The sequence below is a fragment of the Nocardioides sp. QY071 genome (genome assembly GCF_029961765.1).
GTDB lineage: Bacteria > Actinomycetota > Actinomycetes > Propionibacteriales > Nocardioidaceae > Nocardioides.
In genome coordinates this window covers 2,942,736-2,956,144 of record NZ_CP124681.1, presented here as the reverse complement: position 1 = coordinate 2,956,144, position 13,409 = coordinate 2,942,736, and the positions used below count along the sequence as shown (strand labels likewise).

15 protein-coding genes are annotated in these 13,409 nt (G+C 72.6%); all 15 read left to right on the top strand.

Going from position 1 to position 13,409, the window contains the following annotated elements; translation table 11 throughout:
• Window positions 1-23: 23 nt before the first annotated feature.
• Window positions 24-977: a site-specific tyrosine recombinase XerD gene (xerD, locus tag QI633_RS14290; protein WP_141798581.1), complete on the top strand. Its 954-nt coding sequence runs from the start codon at window positions 24-26 to the stop codon at window positions 975-977.
• The gene (locus QI633_RS14285) at window positions 970-3,510 is read left to right on the top strand and encodes a DEAD/DEAH box helicase (RefSeq protein ID WP_282426166.1); all 2,541 of its coding nucleotides are present in this window, start codon (window positions 970-972) and stop codon (window positions 3,508-3,510) included. The genes xerD and QI633_RS14285 overlap by 8 nt, the downstream gene beginning before the upstream one ends.
• Window positions 3,511-3,700: 190 nt before the next feature.
• Window positions 3,701-3,889: a hypothetical protein gene (locus QI633_RS14280; protein WP_222117813.1), complete on the top strand. Its 189-nt coding sequence runs from the start codon at window positions 3,701-3,703 to the stop codon at window positions 3,887-3,889.
• 93 nt (window positions 3,890-3,982) lie between these two features.
• Complete coding sequence (locus tag QI633_RS14275) at window positions 3,983-4,645, top strand: DUF6766 family protein (protein WP_282426165.1); 663 nt, start codon at window positions 3,983-3,985, stop codon at window positions 4,643-4,645.
• A 333-nt stretch (window positions 4,646-4,978) separates the two neighbouring features.
• The gene (locus tag QI633_RS14270) at window positions 4,979-5,794 is read left to right on the top strand and encodes a ParA family protein (RefSeq protein ID WP_260806579.1); all 816 of its coding nucleotides are present in this window, start codon (window positions 4,979-4,981) and stop codon (window positions 5,792-5,794) included.
• Window positions 5,779-6,120, top strand: coding sequence for a hypothetical protein (locus QI633_RS14265; RefSeq protein WP_174245211.1), 342 nt, complete (start codon window positions 5,779-5,781; stop codon window positions 6,118-6,120). The genes QI633_RS14270 and QI633_RS14265 overlap by 16 nt, the downstream gene beginning before the upstream one ends.
• A gap of 7 nt (window positions 6,121-6,127) precedes the next feature.
• A complete protein-coding gene (locus tag QI633_RS14260) occupies window positions 6,128-6,976 on the top strand; it encodes a ScpA family protein (RefSeq protein WP_282426164.1) in 849 nt (282 codons plus the stop codon).
• The gene (scpB, locus tag QI633_RS14255) at window positions 6,969-7,610 is read left to right on the top strand and encodes an SMC-Scp complex subunit ScpB (protein ID WP_282426163.1); all 642 of its coding nucleotides are present in this window, start codon (window positions 6,969-6,971) and stop codon (window positions 7,608-7,610) included. The genes QI633_RS14260 and scpB overlap by 8 nt, the downstream gene beginning before the upstream one ends.
• Entirely contained in the window at window positions 7,600-8,352 is a 753-nt protein-coding gene (locus tag QI633_RS14250) for a pseudouridine synthase (RefSeq protein ID WP_141798586.1), read from the top strand. The genes scpB and QI633_RS14250 overlap by 11 nt, the downstream gene beginning before the upstream one ends.
• A 16-nt stretch (window positions 8,353-8,368) precedes the next feature.
• Window positions 8,369-9,190 (top strand): helix-turn-helix transcriptional regulator, encoded by an 822-nt coding sequence (locus QI633_RS14245; RefSeq protein WP_282426162.1) that lies wholly within the window; start codon window positions 8,369-8,371, stop codon window positions 9,188-9,190.
• Window positions 9,191-9,235: 45 nt separating this feature from the next.
• Complete coding sequence (locus QI633_RS14240) at window positions 9,236-9,595, top strand: VOC family protein (protein WP_282426161.1); 360 nt, start codon at window positions 9,236-9,238, stop codon at window positions 9,593-9,595.
• A 25-nt stretch (window positions 9,596-9,620) separates the two neighbouring features.
• Entirely contained in the window at window positions 9,621-10,706 is a 1,086-nt protein-coding gene (locus tag QI633_RS14235; protein ID WP_260805950.1) for a prephenate dehydrogenase, read from the top strand.
• Window positions 10,707-10,716: 10 nt separating this feature from the next.
• A complete protein-coding gene (cmk, locus tag QI633_RS14230) occupies window positions 10,717-11,382 on the top strand; it encodes a (d)CMP kinase (RefSeq protein ID WP_282426160.1) in 666 nt (221 codons plus the stop codon).
• Complete coding sequence (locus QI633_RS14225) at window positions 11,379-12,074, top strand: lysophospholipid acyltransferase family protein (protein ID WP_141798589.1); 696 nt, start codon at window positions 11,379-11,381, stop codon at window positions 12,072-12,074. Before cmk ends, QI633_RS14225 begins: the two co-directional genes overlap by 4 nt.
• Entirely contained in the window at window positions 12,067-13,407 is a 1,341-nt protein-coding gene (gene der / locus QI633_RS14220) for a ribosome biogenesis GTPase Der (protein WP_141798590.1), read from the top strand. Before QI633_RS14225 ends, der begins: the two co-directional genes overlap by 8 nt.
• Window positions 13,408-13,409 lie beyond the last annotated feature (2 nt).

The window sequence follows — 13,409 nt, the reverse complement described above, 5'->3', positions numbered from 1 at the left end:
GAGCCATGGCCTAACCTGACCGCGTGAGTGGACCAAGTGCGGTGGACCGGGCGGTCCGCACGTACCTGGACCACCTCGCGGTCGAGAAGGGACTGGCGGCGAACACGCTGACGTCCTACCAGCGCGACCTGCGCCGCTACCGGACGCACCTCGCCGCCGCGGGCATCGACTCGCTCGACGCGGTCACCGAGCAGACGGTGACCGAGTTCCTGGTGTGGCTACGCGAGGGCGACGACGCCCACCCGCCGCTGAGCGCGTCCAGCGCGGCCCGCACGGTCGTCGCGGTGCGCGGCTTCCACAGGTTCGCCGTCGCCGACGGGCTGGCCCAGGCCGACCCGGCGGCGGGAGTCAAGCCGCCCACACCGGCGAAACGGCTCCCCAAGGCACTGCCGCTGGCCGACGTCGAGGCCATCCTCGAGGCGGCCGGTGCGGCCGACACCCCGCTGGCGCTGCGCGACCGTGCGCTGCTGGAGATCCTCTACGGCACGGGCGCGCGGATCTCCGAGGCCGTCGGACTCGACGTCGACGACGTCAGCCACCTGGCCGAGCCCGACCTGGACGCCGCCGACGCGACCCTGCTGCTGCGCGGCAAGGGCGGCAAGGAGCGGATGGTCCCGGTCGGGTCGTACGCGCGCGCCGCGCTGTCGGCGTACCTCGTGCGGGGGCGGCCTGCCCTCACCGCCCAGGCGACGCCTGCGCTCTTCCTCAACGCCCGCGGCGGCCGGCTCTCGCGCCAGTCGGCGTGGGCGGTGCTGGTGAAGGCCGCCGAGCGGGCCGGGGTGACCCGCGACGTCTCACCCCACACGCTGCGGCACTCGTTCGCGACCCACCTCCTCGATGGTGGCGCCGACGTGCGCGTGGTCCAGGAGCTGCTCGGGCACGCGTCGGTCACCACGACGCAGGTCTACACGCTCGTCACCGTCGACAACCTGCGCGAGGTCTTCGCCACCGCGCACCCGAGGGCGCGCCATGGCTGAGACATCCGACGGCGCGTACGACCGGATCCTCGAGTACGCCGAGGGGCGCGGGCTGGAGCTGTACCCGCACCAGGAGGACGCGATCTTGGCGTTGCTGTCCGGCGACAACGTCGTGCTCGCGACGCCGACCGGGTCGGGCAAGTCGCTCGTCGCGATGGCGGCCGCGATGGGAGCGCTGGCCGACGATCGGGTGACCTTCTACACCGCGCCGATCAAGGCCCTGGTCAGCGAGAAGTTCTTCGACCTCGTCGAGATCTTCGGTGCCGCCGACGTCGGCATGCTCACCGGCGATGTCGCGGTCAACGCCGACGCTCCGATCATCGCGTGCACCGCCGAGGTGCTCGCCAACATCGCGCTGCGTGAGGGCGACCGGGCCGACGTCGGCATGGTCGTGATGGACGAGTTCCACTTCTACGGCGAGCCCGGCCGCGGCTGGGCGTGGCAGGTACCGCTGATCGAGCTGCCGCAGGCGCAGTTCCTGCTGATGTCGGCCACCTTGGGCGACACGACCGAGCTCGCGGGCGACCTGACCCGGCGCAACGGGCGCGACACGACGATCGTCGACCAGGCCGAACGCCCCGTCCCGCTGGACTTCTCGTGGTCGCTCGAGCCGATGGGGGAGAAGCTGGAGGAGCTGGTCACCACCGGCCAGGGCCCGGTCTACGTCGTCCACTTCACCCAGGCCGCGGCCGTCGAGCACGCCGTCTCCCTGCTCAGCGGACCCGGGCGCCTGGACACCGTGCTGCCTCGGGAGCGCAAGGAGCAGATCGCCGAGCGGATCGCCGGCGTCCGCTTCGCCGCCGGCTTCGGCAAGACGCTCAACAAGCTGCTGCGGCAGGGGATCGGCGTCCACCACGCAGGCATGCTGCCGCGCTACCGCCGCCTGGTCGAGCAGCTCGCCCAGGCCGGGCTGCTGACGGTCATCTGCGGCACCGACACCCTCGGTGTCGGCATCAACGTCCCGATCCGCACGGTGCTGTTCACCGGTCTGGCCAAGTTCGACGGGTCGCGGCAGCGGGTGCTGCGCACGCGCGAGTTCCTCCAGATCGCCGGCCGGGCGGGGCGAGCGGGCTACGACACGGCCGGCTACGTCGTCGTCCAGGCCCCCGAGCACGTCATCGAGAACGAGAAGGCCAAGGCGAAGTCCGAGGCCAAGAACGCGGCACTGAGCCCTGAGAAGAGGGCGAAGAAGAAGTCGAAGCCCCAGCTGAAGAAGCCCCCCGAGGGCACGGTCGTGTGGAGCGAGCAGACCTTCGCGAAGCTGGTCGAGGGCAAGCCGGAGCCGCTGAAGTCGCAGATGAAGGTCGACAACGCGATGCTCGTCAACGTGGCCTCCCGCGAGAAGGACGCGTTCCCGGTCATGCGGCGGCTGCTGACCGACAACCACGAGGACCGGCGCAGCCAGCTGCGACTGGCCAAGCGGGCGGTGCGGCTGGCCCGCAGCCTGGTCGCCTCCGAGGTGCTGACCCGGCTCGACCAGGTCGACGGGTTCGGCCGGCGCTACGTGCTGACCGAGGCGCTGCCTGCGGACTTCGCGCTCAACCAGCCGCTCTCGCACTTCGCGCTCGCGGTGCTCGACGTCCTCGACCCCGACAGCGACACGTTCACGCTCGACGTCGTCTCGGTCGTCGAGGCGACCCTCGAGGCGCCGCGGCCGCTGCTGATGGCCCAGCGCCACGCCGCCCGTGGCGAGGCGATCGCGGCGCTCAAGGCCGACGGCGTCGAGTACGACGAGCGGATGGCCCTGGTCGAGGACATCACCTGGCCCGAGCCGCTGGGCGAGCTGCTCGAGCCGCTCTTCGAGACCTACCGCGAGCGGCACCCGTGGCTGGTGCCGGACGCGCTGGCGCCGAAGTCCGTCGTCCGCCAGATGTGGGAGCAGGGGATGGGGTTCACCGACCTCGTCTCGCGCTACCAGGTGGCCCGGTCCGAGGGACTGGTGCTGCGCTACCTCACCGACGCCTACCGCGCGCTGCGGCAGACCGTACCGGCGTCCTACCGCACCGAGGAGCTCGAGCTCCTGACCGAGTGGCTGGGGGAGACGGTCCGTCAGGTCGACTCCTCGCTGCTCGACGAGTGGGAGGCGCTCAACGACCCCGACCACGCGACCCGCCAGGTCAGCCACCACGAGCCGCCGCCCCCGCCACGACCGCTCAGCCAGCAGGGCCGGGTGTTCGAGGTGATGGTGCGCAACGCGCTGTGGCGCCGGGTCGAGCTCGTCGCGCGCGACGACCTCGACGGACTGGCCGCGCTCGAGCCCGAGGGATCCGAGATGACCTCGGACCGTTGGGATTCCGCGCTCGACGGGTACTACGACGAGCATGAACGGCTCCTCACCGATGCCGATGCCCGCGGACCGGCGCTCCTCGTCGTCGACAAGAGCGCGCCGGGGGAGTGGCGCGTCGTCCAGACCCTGCACGACCCCGAGGGGCATCACGACTGGGTCATCGAAGCGGTGGTCGACCTCGCCGCCTCCGACGAGGCGGGCGAGGCCGTCGTTCGCACGGAGGCAATGCGCGCCCTGGGCGGCTAGCGCGACCCTGCTCGCGCTCGCCCTGTCCGGCTGCGGCGGCGACGCCGACCGGGACCGAGCCGTCGCGCAGGTCACCCAGCAGTTCCAGGCAGCCGTCGACGCCGGGGACGGGGCCGGCGCCTGCCGGCTGCTCGCACCCGCGACCCGCGACACCCTCGAACGCGACGCGCAGGCCGCCTGCGCGGCCGCCGTGCTCGACGAGGACCTCCCGCCTGCCGGCGACGACGTCGACACCGAGGTCTACGGCACCGCGGCCCAGGTCCGGACCGGCACCGACACCGTCTTCCTGGGCCGGTTCGACCACCGCTGGCGGGTGATCGCGGCGGGCTGCGAGGCCTCGGGCGACGCGCCGTACCGGTGCGCGGTGGAGGGAGGCTGAGGTGAAGGCCCTGTTCATCACCTACGCCCTGGTCATCACGATCGGCATCGTGCTGCTCCTCCTGGCGGGATCGCGGCACACATGAAGCGTTTCGTGACCCTCAACGCACTGGGCCTCGCGTTCGGCGTCCTGTTCCTCGCCACCCTCGGTGCCCAGGCAGTCGCGGGCTGGCAGTCGTTCAACGACCAGCAGGTCGCTGCCCAGGTCGGCACCATCGGCCTCGGCGACTACGTCACCTCCACCGACTACGCCGTCGCCGTGGCCGAGAACTGGCAGAGCGAGTTCCTCCAGTTCCTGCTCTACCTGCTCGCCACGGTCTGGCTGCTGCAGCAGGGCTCGCCGGAGTCCAAGCAGCTCGACAAGGCCGGCCTGGAGAGCGACGAGGACCAGATGGTCGGTGAGTACGCCCGTCCGGACTCACCGGCCTGGGCGAGGGCGAGCGGCTGGCGCCGTCACGCGTACGGCACCTCGCTGGCCCTGGCGATGGGCACGATCTTCGTCTGCTCGTGGCTCGTCCAGTCGGTCGCCGGTCGGGCGGCGTACGACGAGCAGCGGTTCCAGGACCTGCGCGACCCGGTCAGCTGGCCGGCGTACGTCGGCTCCGCGGACTTCTGGGAGCGCACCCTGCAGAACTGGCAGTCGGAGTTCCTCGCCGTCGGCGCCATGGCTGTGTTCTCGATCTACCTGCGCCAGCGCGGGTCCTCGCAGAGCAAGCCGACCGGGGCCCCGCACGCGGCCACCGGCATCGACGGCTGACCGACGCGCGGCGCGCCTCCACAATGTCGCCGTGTCGACATTGTTGGATGGAGGAGTCCCGGGCTCTGGGGAAGGAGCCCGCAACCACTCCAGACAAAGGTGAGGGCAATGGCCGGCTTCTACGGAGGATCCAGTGCACCCGACATGCCGCCGAGGATGCCGATCCCGGCACCCGGCAGCGACGTACCGCTCGGCACGGAGGACGCAGCCGTGACCAGCGACGCGACGCGCGAGGACGCGATGACGCTGCAGTTCCCGCTGCCCGACCGGAACGCGCCCGAGCCCGCCTCGGTGCAGACCGTGACCGGCGAGCTCGGCCCGACCGGGCGCCCGATGCCGGTGCTCCCGGACCCCAAGCCGGTCACCGCCCACGGTCACGCCCGGGTCATCTCGATGTGCAACCAGAAGGGTGGGGTCGGAAAGACCACGACCACCATCAACCTGGGCGCCGCACTGGCCGAGTACGGCCGCAAGGTGCTGCTGGTCGACTTCGACCCGCAGGGCTCGCTCTCGGTCGGCCTCGGCCTCAACCCGCACGAGATGGAGAGCACGGTCTACAACCTGCTCATGGACCCCGAGGCCACGCTCGACGAGGTCGTCGTGCCCTCCGGTGTGCCCGGCATGGACCTGCTGCCCTCCAACATCGACCTGTCGGCCGCCGAGGTGCAGCTGGTCCACGAGGTCGCCCGCGAGCAGACGCTGCAGCGCGTCCTCGCCCCGGCGATCGAGGAGTACGACGTCATCCTCATCGACTGCCAGCCCTCGCTCGGCCTGCTGACGGTCAACGCGCTCACCGCCTCCGACGGCGTGATCGTGCCGCTGGAGTGCGAGTACTTCGCGCTGCGCGGCGTGGCGCTGCTCAAGGCCACCATCGACAAGGTCAAGCAGCGGCTCAACCCCGGCCTCGAGGTCGACGGCGTCCTCGGCACCATGTTCGACGGCCGCACCCTGCACGGCCGCGAGGTGCTCGAGCGCCTGGTCCAGGCCTGGGGCGACAAGGTCTTCCACACCGTCATCCGCCGCACCGTGAAGTTCTCCGACTCCACCGTCGCGGGCGAGCCGATCACGTCGTACGCCTCCGGCTCGAGCGGGGCGGAGGCGTACCGCCAGCTCGCGAAGGAGGTGGCGCTGAGGTGTCTCGACGTGTGAGCATGCCGGCCGCGGACGACCTGTTCCGGCCCACCGGCGACTCGACCGGGCCGGCCGTCCGCGCCGTCCCCGACCCGCCGGCCGACGTACCCGACAAGCCCCAGAAGGGCCCGTCCGGCCGGGTCCGCCACGAGGAGAAGATCACCGTCTACGTCTCCTCCGCGGAGCTGATGGAGCTGGAGCGGGCCCGGCTCACGCTGCGCGGGGAGCACGGCATGGCGGTCGACCGCGGCCGCCTGGTCCGCGAGGCGCTGCACCTGGTCCTGGGTGAGCTCGAGGCCGAGGGGGAGGGCTCCGCGCTGGTCAGGCGCCTGCGTGAGTCATGATGCAGGCGTGAGCGAGGTCGAGGCGGGCGCCGAGCCCGGCGAGCAGCACGGTGGCTTCGCCGTACGCCTGGCGAACTTCGAGGGCCCCTTCGACCTGCTGCTGAGCCTGATCTCCAAGCACAAGCTCGACGTCACGGAGATCGCGCTCTCGAAGGTCACCGACGAGTTCATCGCACACATCAAGAAGCTCCCGGACGACTCGCTCGAGGAGACGACGTCCTTCCTGCTGGTCGCGGCGACCCTGCTGGACCTCAAGGCAGCCCGGCTGCTGCCGGCGGGCGACGTGGAGGACGAGGAGGACCTGGCGCTGCTGGAGGCGCGGGACCTGCTCTTCGCGCGCCTGCTGCAGTACAAGGCCTACAAGCAGGTCGCGGCCGTCCTCGACGAGCGGCTCCAGGCCGAGTCCCGCCGCTACCCGCGCGCGGTCGGGCTCGAGGAGCGCTACGCCGGCCTGCTGCCCGAGGTGTTGATCGGGATCGGCCTCGACCAGTTCGCGGCGCTGGCGGCCAAGGCGATGACACCCCGGCCCGAGCTGCAGCTGACCCTGCACCACATCCACGCCCCGACGGTCAGCGTGCGCGAGCAGGCCGCGATCGTGGTCGATCGGCTGCGCCGCAGCGGCACGCTCACCTTCCGGGCGCTGTGCGGCGACTCGCCGGACACCCTGACCACGGTGGCACGGTTCCTGTCCCTGCTCGAGCTGTTCCGCGAGGGGGCGGTCGCCTTCGACCAGGTGACCCCGCTGGGCGAGCTGTCGGTCCGCTGGACCGGCGACGAGGCGGTCGACGTGGAGGACCTGATCACCGACGAGTTCGACGGGGCGGCACCGCCCGAGGAGGAGCCCACCGATGAGTGAAGAGGCCCTGGCCCCGCCCGTGGCCGAGCTGCGTCCCGCGCTGGAGGCGGTGCTGATGGTCGCCGACCAGCCGCTCGACGCGGTGGCGCTGGCGACCGCCGTCGGCCACCCGGAGCCCGAGGTCGTCGCTGCGCTCGCCGCCCTCGCGGCGGAGTACGACGACCAGGGCCGCGGCTTCGAGCTGCGCAATGTCGCCGGCGGCTGGCGCTACTACACCCGCGAGGAGCTGGCACCCGTCGTCGAGGCGTTCGTGCTCGAGGGTCAGCAGGCCAGGCTCACCCAGGCCGCGCTGGAGACGCTCGCGGTCGTGGCCTACCAGCAGCCGGTCTCCCGCGCGCGGGTCTCGGCCGTGCGCGGGGTCAACGTCGACGGCGTGATGCGGACCCTGCTCAGCCGCGGCCTGGTCGAGGAGGCCGGCCGCGACGGGGAGCACGGCGCGACTCTCTACCGGACCACGAGCTACTTCCTGGAGCGCATCGGCATCGTCTCGCTCGACGAGCTGCCCGACCTGGCGCCGCACCTGCCCGAGCTCGCCGACGTCGAGGAGGAGCTGCGCGAGAGCGTCGCCGAGCCGGCCGCCGCGGGCGCCGACGAGCCCGCGCCGGTGGCCGAGGAGGACGACGATGACGCGTGACATCGCCGTCGACGACGACGGCCAGATCCGCCTGCAGAAGCTGCTCGCCCAGTCCGGCGTGGCCTCCCGGCGCCGCTGCGAGGAGCTGATGCTCGAGGGCGAGGTCGAGGTCGACGGTGAGGTCGTGACCCGGCTCGGCACCAAGGTCGACCCGCGCACCGCGGTGATCAAGGTGTCCGGCAAGCGGCTGCCCCCGATCTCCGACCACGTCTACCTCGTGCTCAACAAGCCGCGCGGGGTAGTGTCCACGATGTCCGACCCGCAGGGGCGTCGTACGCTCTCCGACCTGGTGGCCGACCGGCCCGAACGCCTGTTCCACGTCGGGCGGCTCGACACCGACACCTCGGGCCTGCTGCTGCTCACCAACGACGGCGACTTCGCCCACCGGATGGCGCATCCGTCGTTCGAGGTCGAGAAGACCTACGTCGCCGAGGTCGCCGGCCGGCTCGCCAAGGGCACCGTCGCAGAGCTGCTCGCCGGCGTGACGCTGGAGGACGGCCCGGTGGAGGTACGCCGGGCGCGGGTGATCGACACCTCGACCGACAAGTCGATCATCGAGCTGGTCATCCACGAGGGCCGCAACCGGATCGTGCGCCGCCTACTCGACCAGGTCGGGCACCCGGTGCGCCAGCTCAGCCGCACCAGGTTCGGGCCGATCGAGCTCGGCACGCTCGGCGGCGGCAGGCTGCGGGAGCTGTCCGACGACGAGCTCGGCCAGCTGCTGGAGCTGGTCGGGCTCTAGAATCTACGGTGGTCGGATGATCCCGGCTCCACCGGTGCCCGCGGCCCTGCGGGGGTATGTCGTCGCACGCATCCCGTACGACGTCGACTTCGGCGCGCCCGGCATGCACCGCGGGCTGCCGTCGACCACGATCACCCTGGTGCTCCCGCTCGACGACCCCCTCCGGGTCTCGTGGGCCGGGCGTCCGGCGAGCCTGCACTCCGCCTGGGCGTCCCTGTCCGGGCTGCACACCGAGCCGGCGGCGATCCACCACGACGGCTCGCAGCGCGGGGTCCAGGTCGCACTGACGGTCGAGGGGGTGCGGGTGCTGCTCGGGAGGCCGGCGGCGGACCTGTCGGGAGCGCTGACCGACCTCGACGAGGCCGTCGTACCGCAGGCGTTGCGGGACCTGCCCGAGCGGTTGCACGCGCTGGCGTCCTGGCCGGCGCGGGTCGCGCTGGTGGACCGGACCCTGGCGGGGCTGGCGGCGCGTGGGGGAGACCCGGCCCCGCGGGCCGAGGTCGCGCACGCCCTCGCGCTGCTCACGTCGGGGAACCGGGTGGCGGAGGTGGCCGAGGAGGTCGGCTACAGCCGGCGCCGGCTCGGGACGCTGGTGCGGGCGGAGTGCGGGCTCGCGCCCAAGGCGTTCCAGCGGGTAGCGCGGTTGGAGACGGCGCGTGGGCTGCTCGGGCACCGTCCGCTGGCGGAGGTGGCCGACGCGTGCGGGTACGCCGACCAGGCGCACCTGACGCGCGAGTGGACCGCGCTGGCCGGGTGCACGCCGACGACGTGGCTGCGCGAGGAGTTCCCGTTCGTTCAAGACCGCGACGACGACGTGGGAGCAGGCTTGCAGGCATGACAACGACAGCTACCTCCGCAGCAACAGTCCGCCTCTGGGCCCGCGATGCAGTTCCGCGATGTCGACACCATGAACGCGTGGCTGCGCGGGATCGGCTTCGTCGAGCACGCCACCCACCGCGACGACGCCGGCACCGTCGTGCACGCCGAATGGCTCTGGCCCGGCGGTGGCGGGATCATGTTCGGCGCCGTGCGGCCCGATGCCCCGCTCCAGCCGGCGGGGAGCGCCGCCGTCTACCTCGTCACCGACGACCCCGACGCCGTCTTCGACGCCGCCGTCGCGGCCGGGGCCGCGGTGGAGCGCCCGATGGTCGACCAGGACTACGGCGGCCGCGGCGGCAGCGTCCGCGACCCCGAGGGCAACCACTGGTCCTTCGGGTCCTACCAGCCCGGCGCGGACGGGTGAGCCCGATCCCACTAGCCTTGCCTGCGTGTCCGAGACGAGCCTGACCAGTCCGCTCACCGGCCCGGTCGAGATCGTCGGGACCGGGTTGATCGGCACCTCCATCGCGCTGGCCTGCCGACGCGCGGGCCTCGAGGTGCTGCTGACGGACACCACGTCCGACCACGTGCGTACGGCGACCGGGCTCGGCGCCGGTCGCGCACGCACGGCGGACGACGTCCCGCAGCTGGTCGTGGTCGCCGTACCGCCCGACGCGCTGGGCAGTGTCATCAACCAGGTCCTCGACGCCGTCGGCCACGACACGGTGGTCACCGACGTGGGCAGCGTCAAGGCCGGTCCGCTGGCCGCGGTGGCCGGGCACGCGGCGATCGGCAGGTACGTCGGCAGCCACCCGATGGCCGGCACCGAGCACTCCGGTCCGCTCTCGGCCAATGCCGAGCTCTTCGACGGCCGCCCGTGGGCGATCACTCCCGGGCCGGACGCCACCGCGTCGGCGACCCGCGTGGTCGAGGCGCTGGCGCTGGTGTGCGGCGCGGTGCCGGTGCACCTGAGCCCGGTCGAGCACGACCGCGCGGTCGCGCGCACCTCGCACGTCCCGCACCTGATGGCCTCGCTCGTCGCCGGCACCCTGGCCGGCGCCTCGGCCGACCACCTGGCCCTGTCGGGCACCGGTGTGCGCGACGTCACCCGGGTGGCCGGCGGCGACCCGCGGCTGTACAGCCAGATCATCAGCGGCAACGCGACCGCGGTCGCCGCGCTGCTCAGCGAGGTCCGCGACCGGCTGGACCTGGCGCTGGAGGCGGTCGCCGGGGGCGACCGGGTCGGCCTGGAGTCGCTGCTGGCCTACGGGCAGGCCGGCACCCGGGCGATCCCGGGCAAGCACGGCGCGGCGCCGGAGCCGATGGAGGCCGTGCGGGTGGCCCTGCCCGACCAGCCGGGCGGGCTGGCGCGGCTGTTCGCGGACGCCGGCGACAGCGGCGTCAACATCGAGGACGTGCGCATCGACCACGACCCCGGTCGCCCCGTCGGCCAGGTCGAGCTCGACGTCGTCGTGGGCCGTGCCGAGGAGCTGCGGGCCGCTCTGGAGTCGAGGGGCTGGGTGACTCACCGGTAGGGTGCCGCCCGTGAGTGTGCCGGTGAACGTGGTCGTAGCAGTTGACGGAACCTCCGGCTCGGGCAAGTCCAGCACGTGCCGCGCGGTCGCCGACCGGCTCGGCCTGCGCTACCTCGACACCGGGGCGCAGTACCGCGCCATCACCTGGTGGATGCTCGACCAGGGTGTCGACGTGCACGACCCGGCCGCGGTGGCCGCCCGCGCCTCCGAGCCGGTCCTCGTCTCCGGGACCGACCCGCTCGCGCCGACCATCACGGTCGACGGCCGTGACGTCTCCGTCGAGATCCGCAGCGACGAGGTCAACGGCGCGGTCTCGCCCGTGAGCGCGGTGCCCGAGGTCCGCACCCGGCTGGTGAGCCTCCAGCGCGCCCTGATCGGCGCCGGCGGCATCGTCGTGGAGGGCCGCGACATCGGGTCCGTGGTCTGGCCGCAGGCCGAGCTCAAGGTCTACCTCACCGCCGACCCGGCCGCCCGCGCCGCCCGCCGCGCCCTGGAGAACGGTGGCGCCGACGTCACCGCCACCCAGGAGTCGCTGCTCGCCCGCGACAAGATCGACTCCGGCCGGGCCGTCGCCCCGCTGACCATGGCCGAGGGCGCGGTCCACGTGGACTCGACCGAGCTGAGCCTCGACGAGGTCGTCGACGTCGTGGTGGGCCTGGTGATGGAGCGCGTGTGAGCGCGCACGAGGTCCGGCGACCCGCTCGCTGGCTCCTGGTCCGGGGACGGCCGGCCTCGCGGTGGCTGATCCGGCGCCGGTACGACGTCCGGGTGCACCACCCGGACCGCTTCCCCGCCCACGGGGCAGCGGTGGTCGCGGGCAACCACATCGGGTTGGTTGACGGACCACTGATGGCGATCTTCGCGCCGCGACCCGTGCACGCGCTGACCAAGATCGAGATGTTCTCGGGCCCCTTGGGCCCGTTCCTGCGGGCGTCGGGGCAGATCCCGCTCGACCGCGACCACACCGATCCGGCGGCCGTGCGGACCGCGCTGCGGGTGCTCCGCGACGGCCACGCGGTGGGCGTGTTCCCCGAGGGCACGCGGGGGCCGGGGGACCTCGAGCGGATCCACGGCGGGGCGGCGTACCTGGCGCTCGTGACGGGGGCACCCGTCGTACCGCTGACCTTCCTGGGATCCCGTGACCCCGGCGGCTCGAGCAGCTCGCTGCCCCACAAGGGGGCCCGGATCGACATCGTCGTGGGGGAGCCGTACGCCGTCGATGCGGCTCCGTGGCCCCGGACGCGGGAGAATGTCCGTCTGACCTCGGCCGCGCTGCGCACCCACCTGCAGCAGCAGCTGGCCGAAGCCCTGGACGAGACGGGGCGGCGCCTGCCCGGACCGCTCCCGCAAGGAGAACGTGATGAGTGAAGACACCCCGACCGGGGTGGTCCCGGTGCTGGCCGTCGTCGGCCGCCCGAACGTCGGCAAGTCGACCCTGGTGAACCGGATCCTCGGCCGCCGCGAGGCCGTCGTCGAGGACATCCCCGGCGTGACCCGCGACCGTGTGTCGTACGACGCCGAGTGGGCCGGGCGGGCGTTCACGCTCGTCGACACCGGTGGCTGGGACCCCGACGCGCGCGGCATGGCCGAGCGGATCAAGGTCCAGGCCGAGGTGGCCGTCACCCTGGCTGACGCCGTGCTCTTCGTGGTCGACGCATCGGTGGGCATCACCGACGCCGACGAGGCCGTCGTCCGGGTGCTGCGCAAGTCCGGCAAGCCGGTCGTGCTGGCCGCCAACAAGGTCGACGACGAGCGGGCCGAGGCCGAGGCCCACGGCCTGTGGAACCTCGGCCTCGGCGAGCCGTTCTCGGTCTCCGCGCTCCACGGCCGAGGCTCGGGCGACCTGCTCGACGCTGTGCTGTCGGTGCTGCCCGAGGCGCCCGACAGGGTCGAGCAGGAGCTCGGCGGCCCCCGCCGGATCGCCATCGTCGGTCGCCCCAACGTCGGCAAGTCCTCGCTGCTCAACAAGCTCGCCGGCGAGGAGCGGGTCGTCGTCGACAACGTCGCCGGTACGACGGTCGACCCGGTCGACGAGCTGGTCTCGCTCGGTGGCCGCGAGTGGCGCTTCATCGACACCGCCGGCATCCGCAAGCGGGTCAAGGAGGCCTCGGGCCACGAGTACTACGCGTGGCTGCGCACCTCCACCGCGATCGAGCGGGCCGAGGTGTGCGTGCTCGTGCTCGCCGGCAACGAGTCGATCGCCGAGCAGGACATGCGGATCCTGCAGGAGGTCCGCGAGGCCGGCAAGGCGCTCGTCATCGCCTTCAACAAGTGGGACCTCGTCGATGCCGAGCGCCGCTACTACCTCGACCGTGAGATCGACCGCGACCTCGTGCAGGTGCAGTGGGCGCCGCGGATCAACATCACCGCGAAGACCGGCTGGCACATCGACCGGCTCGTGCCCGCACTCGACCGCGCCATCGAGGGTTGGGAGACCCGGATCTCCACCGGCTCCCTCAACGCCTTCCTCGGCCGCATCGTCGCGGAGCACCCGCACCCGGTGCGGGGCGGCAAGCAGCCTCGGATCCTGTTCGGAAGCCAGGTGCAGAGCGCGCCGCCGGTGTTCAAGCTGTTCACCACCGGCAAGCTCGACCAGGGCTACGAGCGGTTCATCGAGCGCCGGCTGCGCGAGGAGTTCGGGTTCGTCGGCACGCCGATCGAGATCAAGGTGCAGCCGCGGGAGAAGCGCGGCCGACGCTGAGC